This is a genomic window from Microbacterium sp. (genome assembly GCF_041909575.1).
Taxonomy (GTDB): Bacteria; Actinomycetota; Actinomycetes; order Actinomycetales; family Microbacteriaceae; genus Microbacterium.
Genome location: NZ_JAYRDE010000081.1, coordinates 1 through 13,353, shown reverse-complemented (window position 1 = coordinate 13,353; position 13,353 = coordinate 1). Strand labels below are relative to the sequence as shown.

The following is a 13,353-nucleotide window of genomic DNA, read 5'->3' as shown; positions in this document are numbered from 1 at the left end:
CTGCTGAAGGACTCCGCACCGCCCGAGACGATCGAGCAGGTCCACGCCGAGGCGTTCGCGAAGCTCACCGATGCGCAGCGCCAGCAGGTTCTGGCCGATCTCTCCGCCGGCCTCCCCGAGTACGAGCGACCGCGGTCGGCCGATCCGCAGGCGCTGGCGCGCGCGGCGACGCGTGCCGAGTACACGCAGCCGGGCTTCATGGAGCGCACGCTCGGCCCGCAGCGCCAGGGCGGGCCGTCGTTCGGGTCGATGCTCGGCTCCTCGATCCTCGGCACCGTGGTCGGCTACGTGATCGGCTCGGCGCTGGTGAGTGCGTTCCTCGCGCCGTCGATGGCGGGCGGCGAGGGTGACGGCGACGGGTCGGCGGATGCCTCGGCCGACGAATCCGCGGATTCCGGCGACGCCGGCGGCGATGCCGCGAGCGGCGACGGCTGGGGCGACTCGGGGTCGGGATGGGGCGGCGACACGGGTGGCGCGGACGCGGGGGCGGACTTCGGCGGCTTCGGGGGCGACTTCGGCGGCGACTTCGGGTTCTGATCTGCGAGCCCCGCACACGGAGGGCACGGCATCCGTTAGTTTCACCGTATGGTCGGCGCGCCGAACGGTGAACAGCGTCGCGCCCGGCGTCCGTCCGAAGCGCGCACCGCTCGCCCGCGCGCCGGGTGGCTTCGGCAGGATTTCGCAGATCGCACGCGAGGCCGCACCGCCACGCTGAACCAGCTGCTGCTCGCCTCCGTCGTCTTCGCGCTCGGCGCGCTCGTGGCCGTCGGGCCCTTCCCGGGGGACCCGGTGCTGTTCTTCGCCGGTGTCGTGATCATCATCGTGCTCACGGGCGCGACGCTGGTGGTCCCCTGGAACCGGCTGCCGTACGGATGGGTGGCGGTCGTCCCGGCGATCGACATCGTCGCGATCACGCTCATGCAGCTGGCGGCGCCCCGCACCGCGATGGGCCTGCTCTGGATCTTCCCGGTGATGTGGCTCGCCGCGGGCTTCGGCCTGCTCGGCATGTTCGCGGTGATCGTCACGGTCGCGGGCATCACGACGGTGCTCGCGCTCGTGAGCGCCCAGCAGGTGACCTACACGACGTTCCTGCTGCCGCTCGTGCTCTTCGCGGTCGCGGCGACGAGCCATCTCACCGCTCGCCGGTCCGACGCGCAGCGAACCCTCCTGGCCAAGCAGGCGCAGCTCCTCCGCCGCGTGCTGGAGAGCTCGCGACGCCAGGAGCAGGTCGTCACCGAGGTGCTCGACGCCGTCGACTTCGGAGTGGTCCGCATCGACGGCGACGGCCGTGTCGCCGTCACGAACGAGGCGCACGGACGTCTCCAGCAGGCGATGGGGTCCGACGACGGGGAGCAGGCGCCGGCGTTCCGCGACGACGGCGTCACGCGGCTGCCCTCCGATGAGCTGCCCGTGGAGCGCGCGCTGCGCGGCGAGGCGTTCGACGGGCATGTGATCTGGTTCGGCGAGGAGCCGGGGCCGCGCAAGGCGCTGAGCATCACCGCGCGCCGCCTGATCGACCCGGACGGGGGCGACGGCGGGGCGGTCGTCGTCTCCCGCGACGTCACGTCCGAGCTCGAGGCGCTCCGAGCGCGGGACGAGCTCGTCGCGTCGGTGTCGCACGAGCTGCGCACGCCGCTCACCTCGATCCTGGGCTACCTCGACCTCGCGATCGAGGAGCCGGACATCCCCGACCACGTCCGCGCGAACCTCGACATCGCCGAGCGCAATGCCGAGCGCCTGCTGCGCATCGTCGCCGACATCCTCGCGGCATCCAGTTCCTCCTCGTCGTCGATCGAGGCGACCATGACCGCGCAGGAGCTCGACGCCCGCGACATCGTGCGCGCCTCGGGGGAGGCGCTGCTGCCGCGTGCGGCATCCCGTGCCGTCACGATCGACATGACCGGCCTCGAGGAGGCCGGGGTGTGGGCCGACCCGATGCGGCTGCGCCAGGTCGTCGACAACCTCGTCTCCAACGCGATCGCCTACAACAAGGACGGCGGCACCGTGTTCCTCGGCACCACCACCGACGGCGTGTCGACGTGGATTCTCGTGCGCGACACCGGCATCGGGATCAGCGAGGCCGACCGCTCGCGCCTGTTCCAGCGGTACTACAAAGCCGGCGCCGAGCGTCGCACCGGCACCGGCCTGGGCCTCGCGATCACGCGCGACATCGTGCGGGCCCATGGTGGCGAGCTGGGGCTGCACAGCTCACCCGGCGTCGGGTCCACGTTCATCGTCAAGCTCCCCGCGACCGGCCCGGGAGGGACCACGCCATGACACTCGAACTCACCAGCGTGCTCGTGATGACGGCGCTCGTCGTCAACACGAGCGGCACGCTGTTCATCGTCGAGACGCTGCTGCGTCGCGACGAGGGAGCGGGACGCATCTGGGCGCTGGGCTTCCTCGCCGCGATGCTGACGACCCTCGCCTACACGATGTGGTCGCAGGCCGACGCGGCGTGGTGGGCCGTGGCCGTCGGCAACGCCGCGTTCGTCGCCGGCACCGGCTGCATGTGGCTCGGCTGTCGCCGCTTCAACCACCGGCGCATGGACTGGGCCTCGGCGCTCGTGGCCCTCGGCGTGCTCGCGGCCGGACTCTCCGTCGTGGTGGCAGGGGAGGACGGGGGCGACTGGGCGGGGGCGCTGTGGATGTTCTTCGCGCTCATCGTCTTCGCCGGTGCCGGGGCGGTGGAGTGCCTTCGCGGTGCGCTGCGCGAATCCCGCACGGCGTGGGTGCTCGCCGCCGTGCTCGGATTCCAGTCGCTGTTCTACGTGTCGCGCACCACCACCTTCCTCACCTCCGGGCCCGACTCGGCTCTCTTCGAGAGCGCGTTCGGCACCATCCCGACGAGCTTCGTGACCGTCGTCCTCACGATCGTCGCGGTCGTCGTCACGTCGGTGCTGCGCGCCTCCCGTGCGCCGATGCGGGGCTACCGGCGCCGGACAGGGCAGGCAGCGGTCCGGGACGGCGTGCTCGACCACGAGCTCTTCGACGAGGCCCTCACCGGGCTGTGCGAACGGGCCTCGGTGAGGCAGGAGCTCGTCGGCGTGATCGCCGTGCGGGTGGAGGATCTCGATCAGATCTCGACCGCGTTCGGCAGCGAGGTCGCGCGCGCGGTGACCGAGACGTGGCGCACGGGCGTGCGCCGGCACGCGCCGTCCAACGCCCTCGTCGCCGAGGACGGGCCGACGGGGCTGTGCGTGGGCGTGCTCGTCGACTCGCCGAGCGAGGCGCGGAGGCAGGCGGGCGTGATCTACCGCGGCCTGTTCGACGACCTCGGCAAGGTGGGCGGCGGCGTCATCCCGGTCGTCGGCGTGGGGATCGCGCTCAGCGACGCGGTGGGATACCACGCACAGGCATTGCAGCGCGTCGCGCGTGACACCGCGATCCGAGCCGCCGACAGCATCGAGACATCCGTGCTCGTGGGCGAGACGGGCTAGCGCCCTCGACCCGGCGGGGCGACGTCAGGGGGCGGTGAGCCGGTAGCCCACTCCGCGCACGGTCTCGATCCAGCGCGGGTTGGTGGGAGACTCGCCGAGCTTGCGGCGCAGGTTGGCCACGTGCACCTCGATGGCGCGCGCATCGCTGTCGCTCACGAACTCCGCACCGGTGAAGTGCTCGCCGCGCAGCATGAGGGCGAGATCGGACTTCCCGCGCACGCGCCGGCCGGCAGCGAGCAGGTCGGCGAGGATGTCGAACTCGCTGCGGGTGAGCTCGAGGTCCGCGCCGTCGACGGTGACGATCCGGGTGTCGGCATTGAGCCGGAGTCCCTGGTGCTCGAGCCATTCCCCGGCGGGCTCGACCGGCTCGGCGGGCGGTGCCGCGGTCATGTGGTGCCGGGGACGCCGCAGCATCGCGTCGATGCGCGCGCGCAGCTCACGCGGCCGGAACGGCTTGGCGACGTAGTCGTCGGCGCCGGCCTCGAGCCCTTGCAGGGCGTCGATCTCCTCGGTGCGCGCGCTGAGCATCACGATGTAGGTGGCGCTGATCGAGCGGATCCGCTTGGCGGTCTCGAAGCCGTCCATGCCGGGCATGTTCACATCGAGCGTGGTCACGAGCGGCTGATGCTCGCGGACGAGCTCGAGTCCGACATAGCCGTCGGGCGCGCCGTGCACCTCGAATCCGGCCTGCGCGAGCACCGCAGTCAGGAGGGATCGGATGTCTTCCTCATCCTCGATCACGACCGCAACGCGAGCTTCTTCCACCGATTCGCCTTCCGGTGCCGGGGAGACGACCGCCGGCTCCTGGACGTCGGTCATGATATCCCAGAACGCGGTCTGGAAGAGGCGTGTCGGTGTGTCCGTCACGGCGTGTCCCCTGAAGGGGACCGCCGCAGACGGAGGGCGGCCCCGGTGGGACCGCGGTCCGGATCGGGTCGATCCGGGCTGCAGGTCCCACCAGGGCGAGAGGCCTCGCACCCCGCGACGTGAACCCCCTCACGCCGCGCAGTACGCGCCCCTGTGGTGCGGGACGAGGCGGCGACCGCCCCCACGGCCGCCGCCCCTCCGCACCGGATCCGGATCCGTCCGCTGCGCCTGATGGCGGATCGGGCCGAGGGAGACCGGGTCGCGAGGGACGTCACACTGTCACGTCCGTTCACGGCCCCACCTCCCCAGAAGCCCCAAGCTTCGGACCCGAATCGTTCGGGTTGATCCGACCGTAGCCCGGCGAACTCAGCCCACCCTCAGTGCGACCTCAGGAGCGCCCAAGGGTTGCGCGCACGCCGCGGCTGGCCCGTGGCATCCTCGATGCATGCCTCTCGTCGCGCTCACCGGCGGTATCGCCTCCGGCAAGTCAACGATCGCCCGCCGGCTGGCCGAGCACGGCGCCGTCGTGGTCGATGCCGACCAGATCGTCCGTGACGTGCAGCAGCCGGGCTCCCCGGTGCTCTCCGACCTCGCCGACGCGTTCGGCGCGGACGTGCTGCGCGCCGACGGATCGCTCGACCGTGCGGCGCTCGGCGCCCGCGCCTTCGGCGACCCGGACGCGGTGGCGCGCCTGAACGCGATCGTGCACCCCGCCGTGCGCGCGGAGTCGGCGCGCCGGTTCGGCGATGCCTTCGCGGCGGACCGCGACGCGGTCGTCGTGTACGACGTGCCGCTGCTGGTCGAGGCGAGGTCCGACGACCCGTGGGAGCTCATCGTGGTCGCCCACGCTCCCGAGGCCGTCCGACGCCGTCGCCTGGTCGAGCTGCGCGGGATGAGCGACGCGGATGCCGCGGCCCGCCTCGCCTCGCAGGTGTCGGACGAGGCGCGCCTCGCCGTCGCCGACGTCGTGATCGACACGGCCGGCGCGCTCGATGACACGCTGCGGCAGGTCGACGAGCTGTGGTCCGCGCTTCCGGGACTCATCGCCGCGCGCGGCTAGTCGCGCGTGCCTCGCGCGGGTAGCCTGGCGCGAACAGGAGGTGCGGCATGGGCATGTTCTCGGGATTCCGTCGCAAGCGGCGGGTCGCCGCGCTCACCGACGAGGAGCGCATCGGCCGCTACGTCTATCTGCTGAACACGCTTCCGGCGTCCGTCATCGAGCGGGCGCACGCCACGGCGTTCCGCGACCTCCCGCCCGAGCAGCGGCGCGAGATGTTCGAGCAGCTGCGCCCGTTCATGTCCGAGTCAGAGCGGGACGCGGCATCCGATGACCCGACCGTCCTGGCGAAGCTGGTGCGGCGCGCCGAGGAGCGGCGCGCGCAGCGGGCCGCCGGGACGGATGCTGCGACCAGGACCACCGTGACCGGTCAGGCCGATCCGCGCGACGCCGTGGACTCCCGAGGCCTCCTTCTGAGCAGCGGGGTCGCGGTCGCCGTGTCGCAGAACTTCCTGCTCTCGGCGGCGGTCATGTCGTACTGGTCGGCGGGCGCGGGGTCGATGATCATCGGATCCGAGCCCGCCTGGGTGGGCGACACCTACGACTCCGGCTCCGCAGGCGGCTTCGGCGGCGGGGGCGGGTACGACGGCGGCGGCGGGTACGACGGCGGTGGCTTCGGCGGCGGCTTCGACGGTGGGGGCTTCGGCGGCGGCGACGCCGGCGGCGGGCTCTGAGACCGACGGCAGCACCGCTCACGGGTCCGCCCGGCGCGAACGCCCGGCCCGGTGTCGGAGGGCCCGCCTACGCTGGAAGGGTGCAAGCCACCCGTTCCGTCCGCCCGTTCGAGGTCATCAGCGAGTTCGAGCCCTCCGGCGATCAGCCGCAGGCCATCGCCGAGCTCGCGGCACGCATCAATGCCGGCGAGACCGACGTCGTCCTGCTCGGCGCCACCGGCACCGGCAAGTCGGCGACGACCGCCTGGCTGGTCGAGGCGGTGCAGCGGCCGACGCTCGTGCTCGCCCACAACAAGACGCTGGCGGCACAGCTGGCCAACGAGTTCCGCGAGCTGATGCCGAACAACGCGGTCGAGTACTTCGTCAGCTACTACGACTACTACCAGCCCGAGGCCTACGTGCCCCAGACCGACACCTTCATCGAGAAGGACTCGTCGATCAACGCCGAGGTCGAGCGTCTGCGGCACTCCACGACCAACTCGCTGCTCTCGCGGCGCGATGTCGTCGTGGTGAGCACGGTGTCGTGCATCTACGGACTGGGCTCGCCCGAGGAGTACCTGCGCGCGATGGTCGCGCTCCAGGTGGGGGAGCGATACGACCGCGACGCCCTCATCCGCAAGTTCATCGCGATGCAGTACAACCGCAACGACGTGGACTTCTCGCGGGGCAACTTCCGCGTGCGCGGCGACACGATCGAGATCATCCCGGTCTACGAGGAGTACGCGATCCGCGTCGAGATGTTCGGCGACGAGATCGAGGCGCTCTACATGCTCCACCCGCTGACGGGCGACGTGGTGCAGCGGCTGGACTCCGTGCCGATCTTCCCGGCGACGCACTACGCGGCGGGCACCGAGACCGTGCAGCGGGCGATCGGCACGATCGAGCACGAGCTCGAGCAGCGCCTGAAGGAGCTCGAGTCGCAGAACAAGCTGCTCGAGGCGCAGCGGCTGCGCATGCGCACCACGTTCGACCTCGAGATGCTGCAGCAGCTCGGGTTCTGCTCCGGCATCGAGAACTACTCACGGCATCTCGACGGCCGCCTGCCCGGCGAGCCGCCGCACACGCTGCTCGACTTCTTCCCCGACGACTTCCTCATGGTGATCGACGAGTCGCACGTCACCGTCCCGCAGATCGGGGCGATGTACGAGGGGGATGCCTCGCGCAAGCGCACCCTCGTCGAGCACGGCTTCCGGCTTCCCAGCGCCCTCGACAACCGCCCGCTGCGGTTCGACGAGTTCAAGAACCGCGTCGGCCAGACCGTCTACCTCTCGGCCACGCCCGGTCGCTACGAGATGGGCATCGCCGACGGGGTCGTCGAGCAGATCATCCGCCCGACGGGTCTGATCGACCCGCAGATCATCGTGAAGCCGTCGAAGGGTCAGATCGACGACCTGCTCGAGGAGATCCGGCTGCGCGCGTCGCGCGACGAGCGGGTCCTCGTCACCACGCTCACCAAGAAGATGGCCGAAGAGCTCACCGACTTCCTCGGCGAGCACGGGGTTCGCGTGCGGTACCTGCACTCCGACGTCGACACGCTGCGGCGCGTCGAGCTGCTCAGCGAGCTGCGAGCCGGCGTGTACGACGTGCTGGTCGGCATCAACCTGCTGCGCGAGGGACTCGACCTCCCCGAGGTGTCGCTCGTGTCGATCCTCGACGCCGACAAGGAGGGGTTCCTCCGCAGCGGCACGTCGCTCATCCAGACGATCGGCCGGGCGGCGCGCAACGTGTCCGGCGAGGTGCACATGTACGCCGACACCGTCACGGACTCCATGCGCAAAGCCATCGAGGAGACCGATCGCCGCCGCGAGAAGCAGGTCGCCTACAACACCGCCAACGGGATCGATCCGCAACCGCTGCGCAAGCGCATCGCCGACATCACCGAGGTGCTCGCGCGTGAGGCATCCGACACCGACGCGATGCTGTCCCGCAAGGGCAAGGACTCACGACTGAAGTCCGGCAAGGGCAAGTCGCCGACACCTCAGCTGCGGCGTGAGGGCATCGCGGCCGAAGGGGCCAATCAGCTCGAGGCGACGATCGCCGACCTCAGCGACCAGATGCTGGCCGCGGCGGGCGAACTGAAGTTCGAGCTCGCCGCGCGCCTGCGCGACGAGGTGCAGGACCTCAAGAAGGAACTCCGGGCGATGGAGCGCGCAGGCCACGCGTAGCTCGCGGGCGCCTGCTCACGGGCAGTGCATCAGGGGCTTCGGTCCGCTGCGATCGAACGTGTGGTGTGAGATCGGCGCGCCGCACAGCGGACACGCACTCTCGGCGCGTTCGGCCGCCGACGGCGGGGGAGCCGTCTCGTAGGGGCCGACGGCCGCGGGACCCGCCAGCCGGATCAGCGCGCTGTTGAGGAACGCGTACCAGCCGCCGGCGTCGCGCACGCGTGCGCGGAGCGAGCGTGAGGCACCGGGGGCAGCAGCATCATCCATATTCATTAGTGTACTAAACGTTAGCGAGAGTAGGATGCTCGACGTGGAACCCGACGACCTCTTGAAGCTCGAGAATCAGCTCTGCTTCGCACTGGTGACGGCAGCGCGCAACGTGGTGTCCGTCTACCGGCCGGTGCTCGAGCCGCTCGGGCTCACGCATCCGCAGTACCTGGTGATGCTCGCCCTGTGGGAGGAGTCGCCGCGCTCGCTGCGGGAGCTCGCCGACGAACTCGCGATGGAGCCGGCGACGCTCTCGCCGCTCGTCAAGCGCCTCGAGGCGCAGGGAAGGGTGGCCCGCTCGCGCCGGACCGATGACGAGCGGGTCCTGGAGATCCGGCTCACCGAGGAAGGGCAGCGTCTGCGCGCCTCGGCGCTCGAGGTTCCCGGCCAGATCATGCGGATCACCGGCCTGGATGCCGAGCGCGTCGCCGCCCTCCGGGACGGCCTGATGCCGTTCGCAGGCGGACGCAGCGCGAGCGTTGCCTGACCGATACATGAACTTCCTCTCATCCTCTAGGCAGACACCCACCGATTTCCTAGGCTCGCTCTGAAGCCCCGTCCGGACCCGACAGCGAGCCCGCCTCCGGGGCTGTTCATCCGTCCAGAAGAGGAACACACATGCGGTCACACCACGACCCCAGCTCTCCGTCGCGTCGCAGGATCGCGACCGGCGCCGCCGCCGCGATCATGGCCCTGGGAGCGGGGATGCTCGTCGCGAGCCCGGCGGCGAACGCCGCCGAGACGCAGATCCAGATCCTTGCGACCAATGACTTCCACGGTCGCATCCTCGACGAGGGCGCGCAGGCCGGTGCGGCGAAGCTCGCCGGCGCCGTGGAGCAGCTGCGGGGCACGAACCCGAACACGGTGTTCGCGGCAGCGGGCGACCTCATCGGCGCGTCCACCTTCGAGTCGTTCATCCAGCACGACAAGCCCACGATCGACGCCCTCAACGCCGCGGGCCTCGAGGTGTCGGCCGTCGGCAACCATGAACTCGACCAGGGCTACGACGACCTCATCAACCGGGTGATGGCCCCCTACGACGCCGTGACGAACCCGTACGGCGGCGCCCAGTGGGAGTACATCGCCGCGAACCTCAAAGTGAAGGCGACCGGCGACGACGCCGTCCCCGCCACGTGGATCAAGGAGATGGCGGGAGTCCAGGTGGGCTTCGTCGGTGCCGTCACCGAAGAGCTGCCCTCGCTCGTGAGCCCGGGCGGCATCGCCGACATCGACGTCACGGGGATCGTCGACTCCGTCAACGCCGAGGCGGCCGATCTCGTCGCCAACGGCGCCGACCTCGTCGTCATGCTCGTCCACGAGGGCGCCCCGTCCAACAACTGCTTGACGATGCGCGACTCGGGCAAGTGGGCGGACATCGTCAACACCGTCTCGCCCGACGTCGACGCGATCGTCTCCGGTCACACGCACCTCGCGTACAACTGCTCGTTCCCCGTCGCCCAGTGGGCGGCGGAGGGCCGCGCGGTCACCGAGCGTCCGGTCGTCTCGGCCGGTCAGTACGGCACGAGCCTCAACCAGCTGCTCTTCACCGTCGACAGTGCCGCGGGCGCCGTGACGGCGAAAGCGCAGAACCTCCTCGCGATCGCGGGCTACCCCGCTGACCCGGAGGTCGCCGCGCTGGTCCTCGAAGCGAAGAACACCGCGGACGTCCTCGGTGCCGAGCCGCTCGGCACGATCGCCGGTGCGTTCAACCGCGCGCAGCTGGCGACGATCAACCCCACGACGGGACTCCCGAACGAGAACCGCGGCGGCGAATCGACGATCGGCAACCTCGTCGCCGAGGTGCAGCGCTGGGCGACCGAGCAGCCCGAGTCGGGCGCAGCCGAGATCGCCTTCATGAACCCCGGCGGTCTCCGCGCCGACATGGTGGGCGTCGACCCGGGCGACGGGTCGTACCCGCGCACGTTGACGTACAAGCAGGCGGCCAACGTGCAGTCCTTCGCCAACACGCTGGTCAACATGTCGCTGACCGGCGCGCAGATCAAGACGCTCCTCGAGCAGCAGTGGCAGCGCGACGCCTACAACGCCCTGCCCTCCCGGCCGTTCCTGCGGCTCGGGGTGTCCGACGGGTTCGAGTACACCTACACGCAGACGACGGTCACCGAGACCCGGCGCGACAACCCGAACACCGCCGAGAACGAAGAGGGCCTGCAGTACACGGCGCCGGAGGGCACCATCACCGGCATGTGGCTGAACGGCGAGCCGATCGACCTCGCCGCGACGTACTCCGTGACGGCGAACTCGTTCCTCTCGACGGGCGGCGACAACTTCCGCGAGTTCGCCAACGGCACGGCCAAGCGCGACACCGGCAAGGTGGACCTGGCGGCGATGGTGGATTACATGGACGCCTTCGCCGAGACCACGCCGCTGCCGGTCGACTACGCGCAGCGCGCCGTCGAGGTGGCCTTCCCCGCGACGGCGCCCACGGCGTACGACCCGGGTGCGACCGTCGAGCTCGACGTCAAGTCGTGGTCGATGTCCACCGCGGCCGACGTCAAGGACACCGAGATCGTCGTCTCGCTGGGTGACCGCGTACTCGGCACCGCACCTGTCTCGACCGTGCTCGGCACCGATCCGTACGACAACCTCGGCACGGCGCACGTGTCGGTCGTCCTTCCGACGGACGTGCCGCTCGGCGGATCCGTGGAGCTGACCCTCACCGGAGCGAAGACGGGCACGTCGGTGGTCGTGCCGCTCGCGATCGACCGGGCCGACAGCACCACGACGGGAGCACCCAACAAGACGGAGGCCAATTCCAAGGGCAAAGGCGTGATCCAGTACATGGGCACGATCACCGCGCAGTGGGGGACGCCGGTCACCGGCGTCGCCAAGATCTACGACGGCGCGACGGTCATCGCCACGGTGACCCTCACCGCGGCCGATCAGGGCGTCGTCAAGCTCAAGCTGCCGAAGCTGGGCAAGGGCTCGCACCCGCTGAAGCTCGTCTACGAGGGCAGCGCCACGGTGAAGCCGTCCGAGAGCGCGACGGTGACGGTCGTCGTCAAGTAGGTCACGGCACACAACGACGCGGATGCCGCGGGGTCGCCCGACCTCGCGGCATCCGTCGTCTTCCGCCTGGCAGGAAGCACAGAAGCGGGCAGCTCCGGAGCCGATGTCGGAGGCCCCGCCTAAACTTGTCGGGTGCCCATCGTTCCTGTCGCCGTGCCCGGAAACACCAGCGGAAAACTCAGTGTCCGCGGTGCTCGAGTCCACAACCTCAAGAACGTCGACCTCGACATCCCGCGCGACTCTCTCGTCGTGTTCACGGGACTCTCGGGCTCCGGCAAGTCCAGCCTCGCCTTCGACACGATCTTCGCCGAGGGCCAGCGCCGCTACGTCGAGTCGCTGAGCGCGTACGCGCGTCAGTTCCTCGGCCAGGTCGACCGACCCGACGTCGACTTCATCGAGGGACTGAGCCCCGCGGTGTCGATCGACCAGAAGTCGACGAACCGCAACCCGCGCTCGACCGTCGGCACGATCACCGAGATCCACGACTACATGCGCCTGCTGTGGGCGCGCATCGGGGTGCCGCACTGCCCGGAGTGCGGTGAGGTCATCCAGCGGCAGACCGTGCAGCAGATCGCCGATCAGCTGATGGAGCTGCCCGAGCGCACGCGGTACCAGATCGTCGCGCCCGTGGTGACGCAGAAGAAGGGCGAGTTCGTCGACCTCTTCAAGGAGCTGTCGGCCAAGGGCTACGCGCGCGCCGTCGTCGACGGCGAACTCGTCCAGCTGGCCGAGCCGCCCGCGCTCAAGAAGAGCTACAAGCACGACATCGCCGTCGTCGTCGACCGTCTGGTGGCGGCTCCCGACATCCTGAGCCGCGTCACCGACTCGGTCGAGACGGCGCTCGGGCTCGCCGGCGGCGTCGTGCAGGTCAACTACGTCGACCTCGAGGGCGACGACGCCTGGCAGTCGTTCTCCGAGAAGCTGGCGTGCCCGAACGGGCACCCGCTGCAGCTGACCGAGATCGAGCCGCGCACGTTCTCGTTCAACGCCCCGTTCGGCGCCTGTCCCGCCTGCTCGGGTCTGGGCACGCGCATGTCGGTGGACGTCGACCTGATGATCGGCGACGAGGACCTCTCGATCCGCGAAGGCGTCCTCATCCCGTGGACCACGCAGGGCAAGGGCCTCTTCCAGTACTACGAGCGGCTGCTCGAGGGTCTCGCGAACGATCTCGACTTCTCACTGGACACCCCGTGGCGGATGCTGCGCACCGAGGTCCGCGAGGCGGTGCTGCGCGGCGAGAACTACAAGGTCACCGTCAAGTGGAAGAACCGCTACGGGCGCGAGATGCGCTACTCGTCGGGGTTCGAGGGCGTCGTCCCCTACATCGAGCGCCAGTACCTGCAGGCCGAGACCGACACGCAGCGCCAGCGATGGGCCGAGTACCTCCGCGAGGTGCCGTGCCCTGTCTGCGACGGCGCCCGCCTGAAGCCCGAGGTGCTGGCGGTGCTCGTTCACGGCCATTCCATCGCGGATGCCTCGCGCCTGAGCCTCGCCGACGCGCAGCGCTTCTTCGCCGGCCTGGAGCTGACCGAGCGCGAGGCCAAGATCGGTGCGCAGGTGCTGCGCGAGATCCGGGTGCGCCTGGAGTTCCTCATCCAGGTCGGGCTCACCTACCTGAATCTGAGCCGATCGGCCGGGTCGCTCTCGGGAGGCGAGGCGCAGCGCATCCGCCTGGCCACGCAGATCGGGTCCGGGCTGACCGGCGTGCTCTACGTGCTCGACGAGCCCTCGATCGGGCTGCACCAGCGCGACAACCGCCGGCTCATCGAGACGCTCCTCACGCTGCGCGATCTGGGCAACACGCTGATCGTCGTCGAGCACGACGAGGAGACGATCCACGCGGCGGACTGGATCGT

General features: G+C 70.3%; 11 protein-coding genes. 9 read left to right on the top strand and 2 right to left on the bottom strand.

Annotated features, from left to right (window positions below):
- The 3 genes from ACE3O1_RS11440 to ACE3O1_RS11430 form a co-directional block, all read left to right on the top strand.
- On the top strand, positions 1-537 hold a 537-nt coding region (locus ACE3O1_RS11440; RefSeq protein WP_374315153.1), incomplete at its 5' end, for a hypothetical protein.
- Between the two features lie 48 nt (positions 538-585).
- Entirely contained in the window at positions 586-2,277 is a 1,692-nt protein-coding gene (locus tag ACE3O1_RS11435) for an ATP-binding protein (protein ID WP_374315152.1), read from the top strand.
- Positions 2,274-3,440, top strand: a complete 1,167-nt coding sequence (locus ACE3O1_RS11430; RefSeq protein WP_374315151.1) for a hypothetical protein — start codon at positions 2,274-2,276, stop codon at positions 3,438-3,440. The genes ACE3O1_RS11435 and ACE3O1_RS11430 overlap by 4 nt, the downstream gene beginning before the upstream one ends.
- A 24-nt stretch (positions 3,441-3,464) precedes the next feature.
- Here ACE3O1_RS11430 and ACE3O1_RS11425 read toward each other — a convergent pair whose 3' ends face one another.
- Positions 3,465-4,259 (bottom strand): response regulator transcription factor, encoded by a 795-nt coding sequence (locus tag ACE3O1_RS11425; RefSeq protein WP_374315154.1) that lies wholly within the window; start codon positions 4,257-4,259, stop codon positions 3,465-3,467.
- A 493-nt stretch (positions 4,260-4,752) separates the two neighbouring features.
- Here ACE3O1_RS11425 and coaE point away from each other — a divergent pair, with 493 nt between their 5' ends.
- The 3 genes from coaE to uvrB all read left to right on the top strand — a co-directional run bounded on the left by coaE (position 4,753) and on the right by uvrB (position 8,203).
- Positions 4,753-5,367: a dephospho-CoA kinase gene (gene coaE / locus ACE3O1_RS11420; protein WP_374315150.1), complete on the top strand. Its 615-nt coding sequence runs from the start codon at positions 4,753-4,755 to the stop codon at positions 5,365-5,367.
- Positions 5,368-5,414: 47 nt separating this feature from the next.
- Positions 5,415-6,038 (top strand): hypothetical protein, encoded by a 624-nt coding sequence (locus ACE3O1_RS11415; protein ID WP_374315148.1) that lies wholly within the window; start codon positions 5,415-5,417, stop codon positions 6,036-6,038.
- An 80-nt stretch (positions 6,039-6,118) separates the two neighbouring features.
- A complete protein-coding gene (gene uvrB, locus ACE3O1_RS11410; RefSeq protein WP_374315147.1) occupies positions 6,119-8,203 on the top strand; it encodes an excinuclease ABC subunit UvrB in 2,085 nt (694 codons plus the stop codon).
- A 15-nt stretch (positions 8,204-8,218) separates the two neighbouring features.
- On the opposite strand, the gene ACE3O1_RS11405 is transcribed toward uvrB, so the two are convergent.
- Positions 8,219-8,470: a hypothetical protein gene (locus ACE3O1_RS11405; RefSeq protein ID WP_374315146.1), complete on the bottom strand. Its 252-nt coding sequence runs from the start codon at positions 8,468-8,470 to the stop codon at positions 8,219-8,221.
- Positions 8,471-8,504: 34 nt separating this feature from the next.
- Between ACE3O1_RS11405 and ACE3O1_RS11400 the strand changes: the two genes are divergently transcribed.
- The 3 genes from ACE3O1_RS11400 to uvrA all read left to right on the top strand — a co-directional run.
- Positions 8,505-8,957 carry a MarR family winged helix-turn-helix transcriptional regulator gene (locus ACE3O1_RS11400; RefSeq protein ID WP_374315145.1) on the top strand — a complete coding sequence of 151 codons (453 nt, stop codon included), beginning with the start codon at positions 8,505-8,507 and terminating at the stop codon, positions 8,955-8,957.
- 131 nt (positions 8,958-9,088) lie between these two features.
- Positions 9,089-11,497 carry a bifunctional UDP-sugar hydrolase/5'-nucleotidase gene (locus ACE3O1_RS11395; protein WP_374315144.1) on the top strand — a complete coding sequence of 803 codons (2,409 nt, stop codon included), beginning with the start codon at positions 9,089-9,091 and terminating at the stop codon, positions 11,495-11,497.
- Between the two features lie 132 nt (positions 11,498-11,629).
- Positions 11,630-13,353: excinuclease ABC subunit UvrA (gene uvrA / locus ACE3O1_RS11390; RefSeq protein ID WP_374315143.1), on the top strand; the 1,724-nt coding region annotated here is incomplete at its 3' end.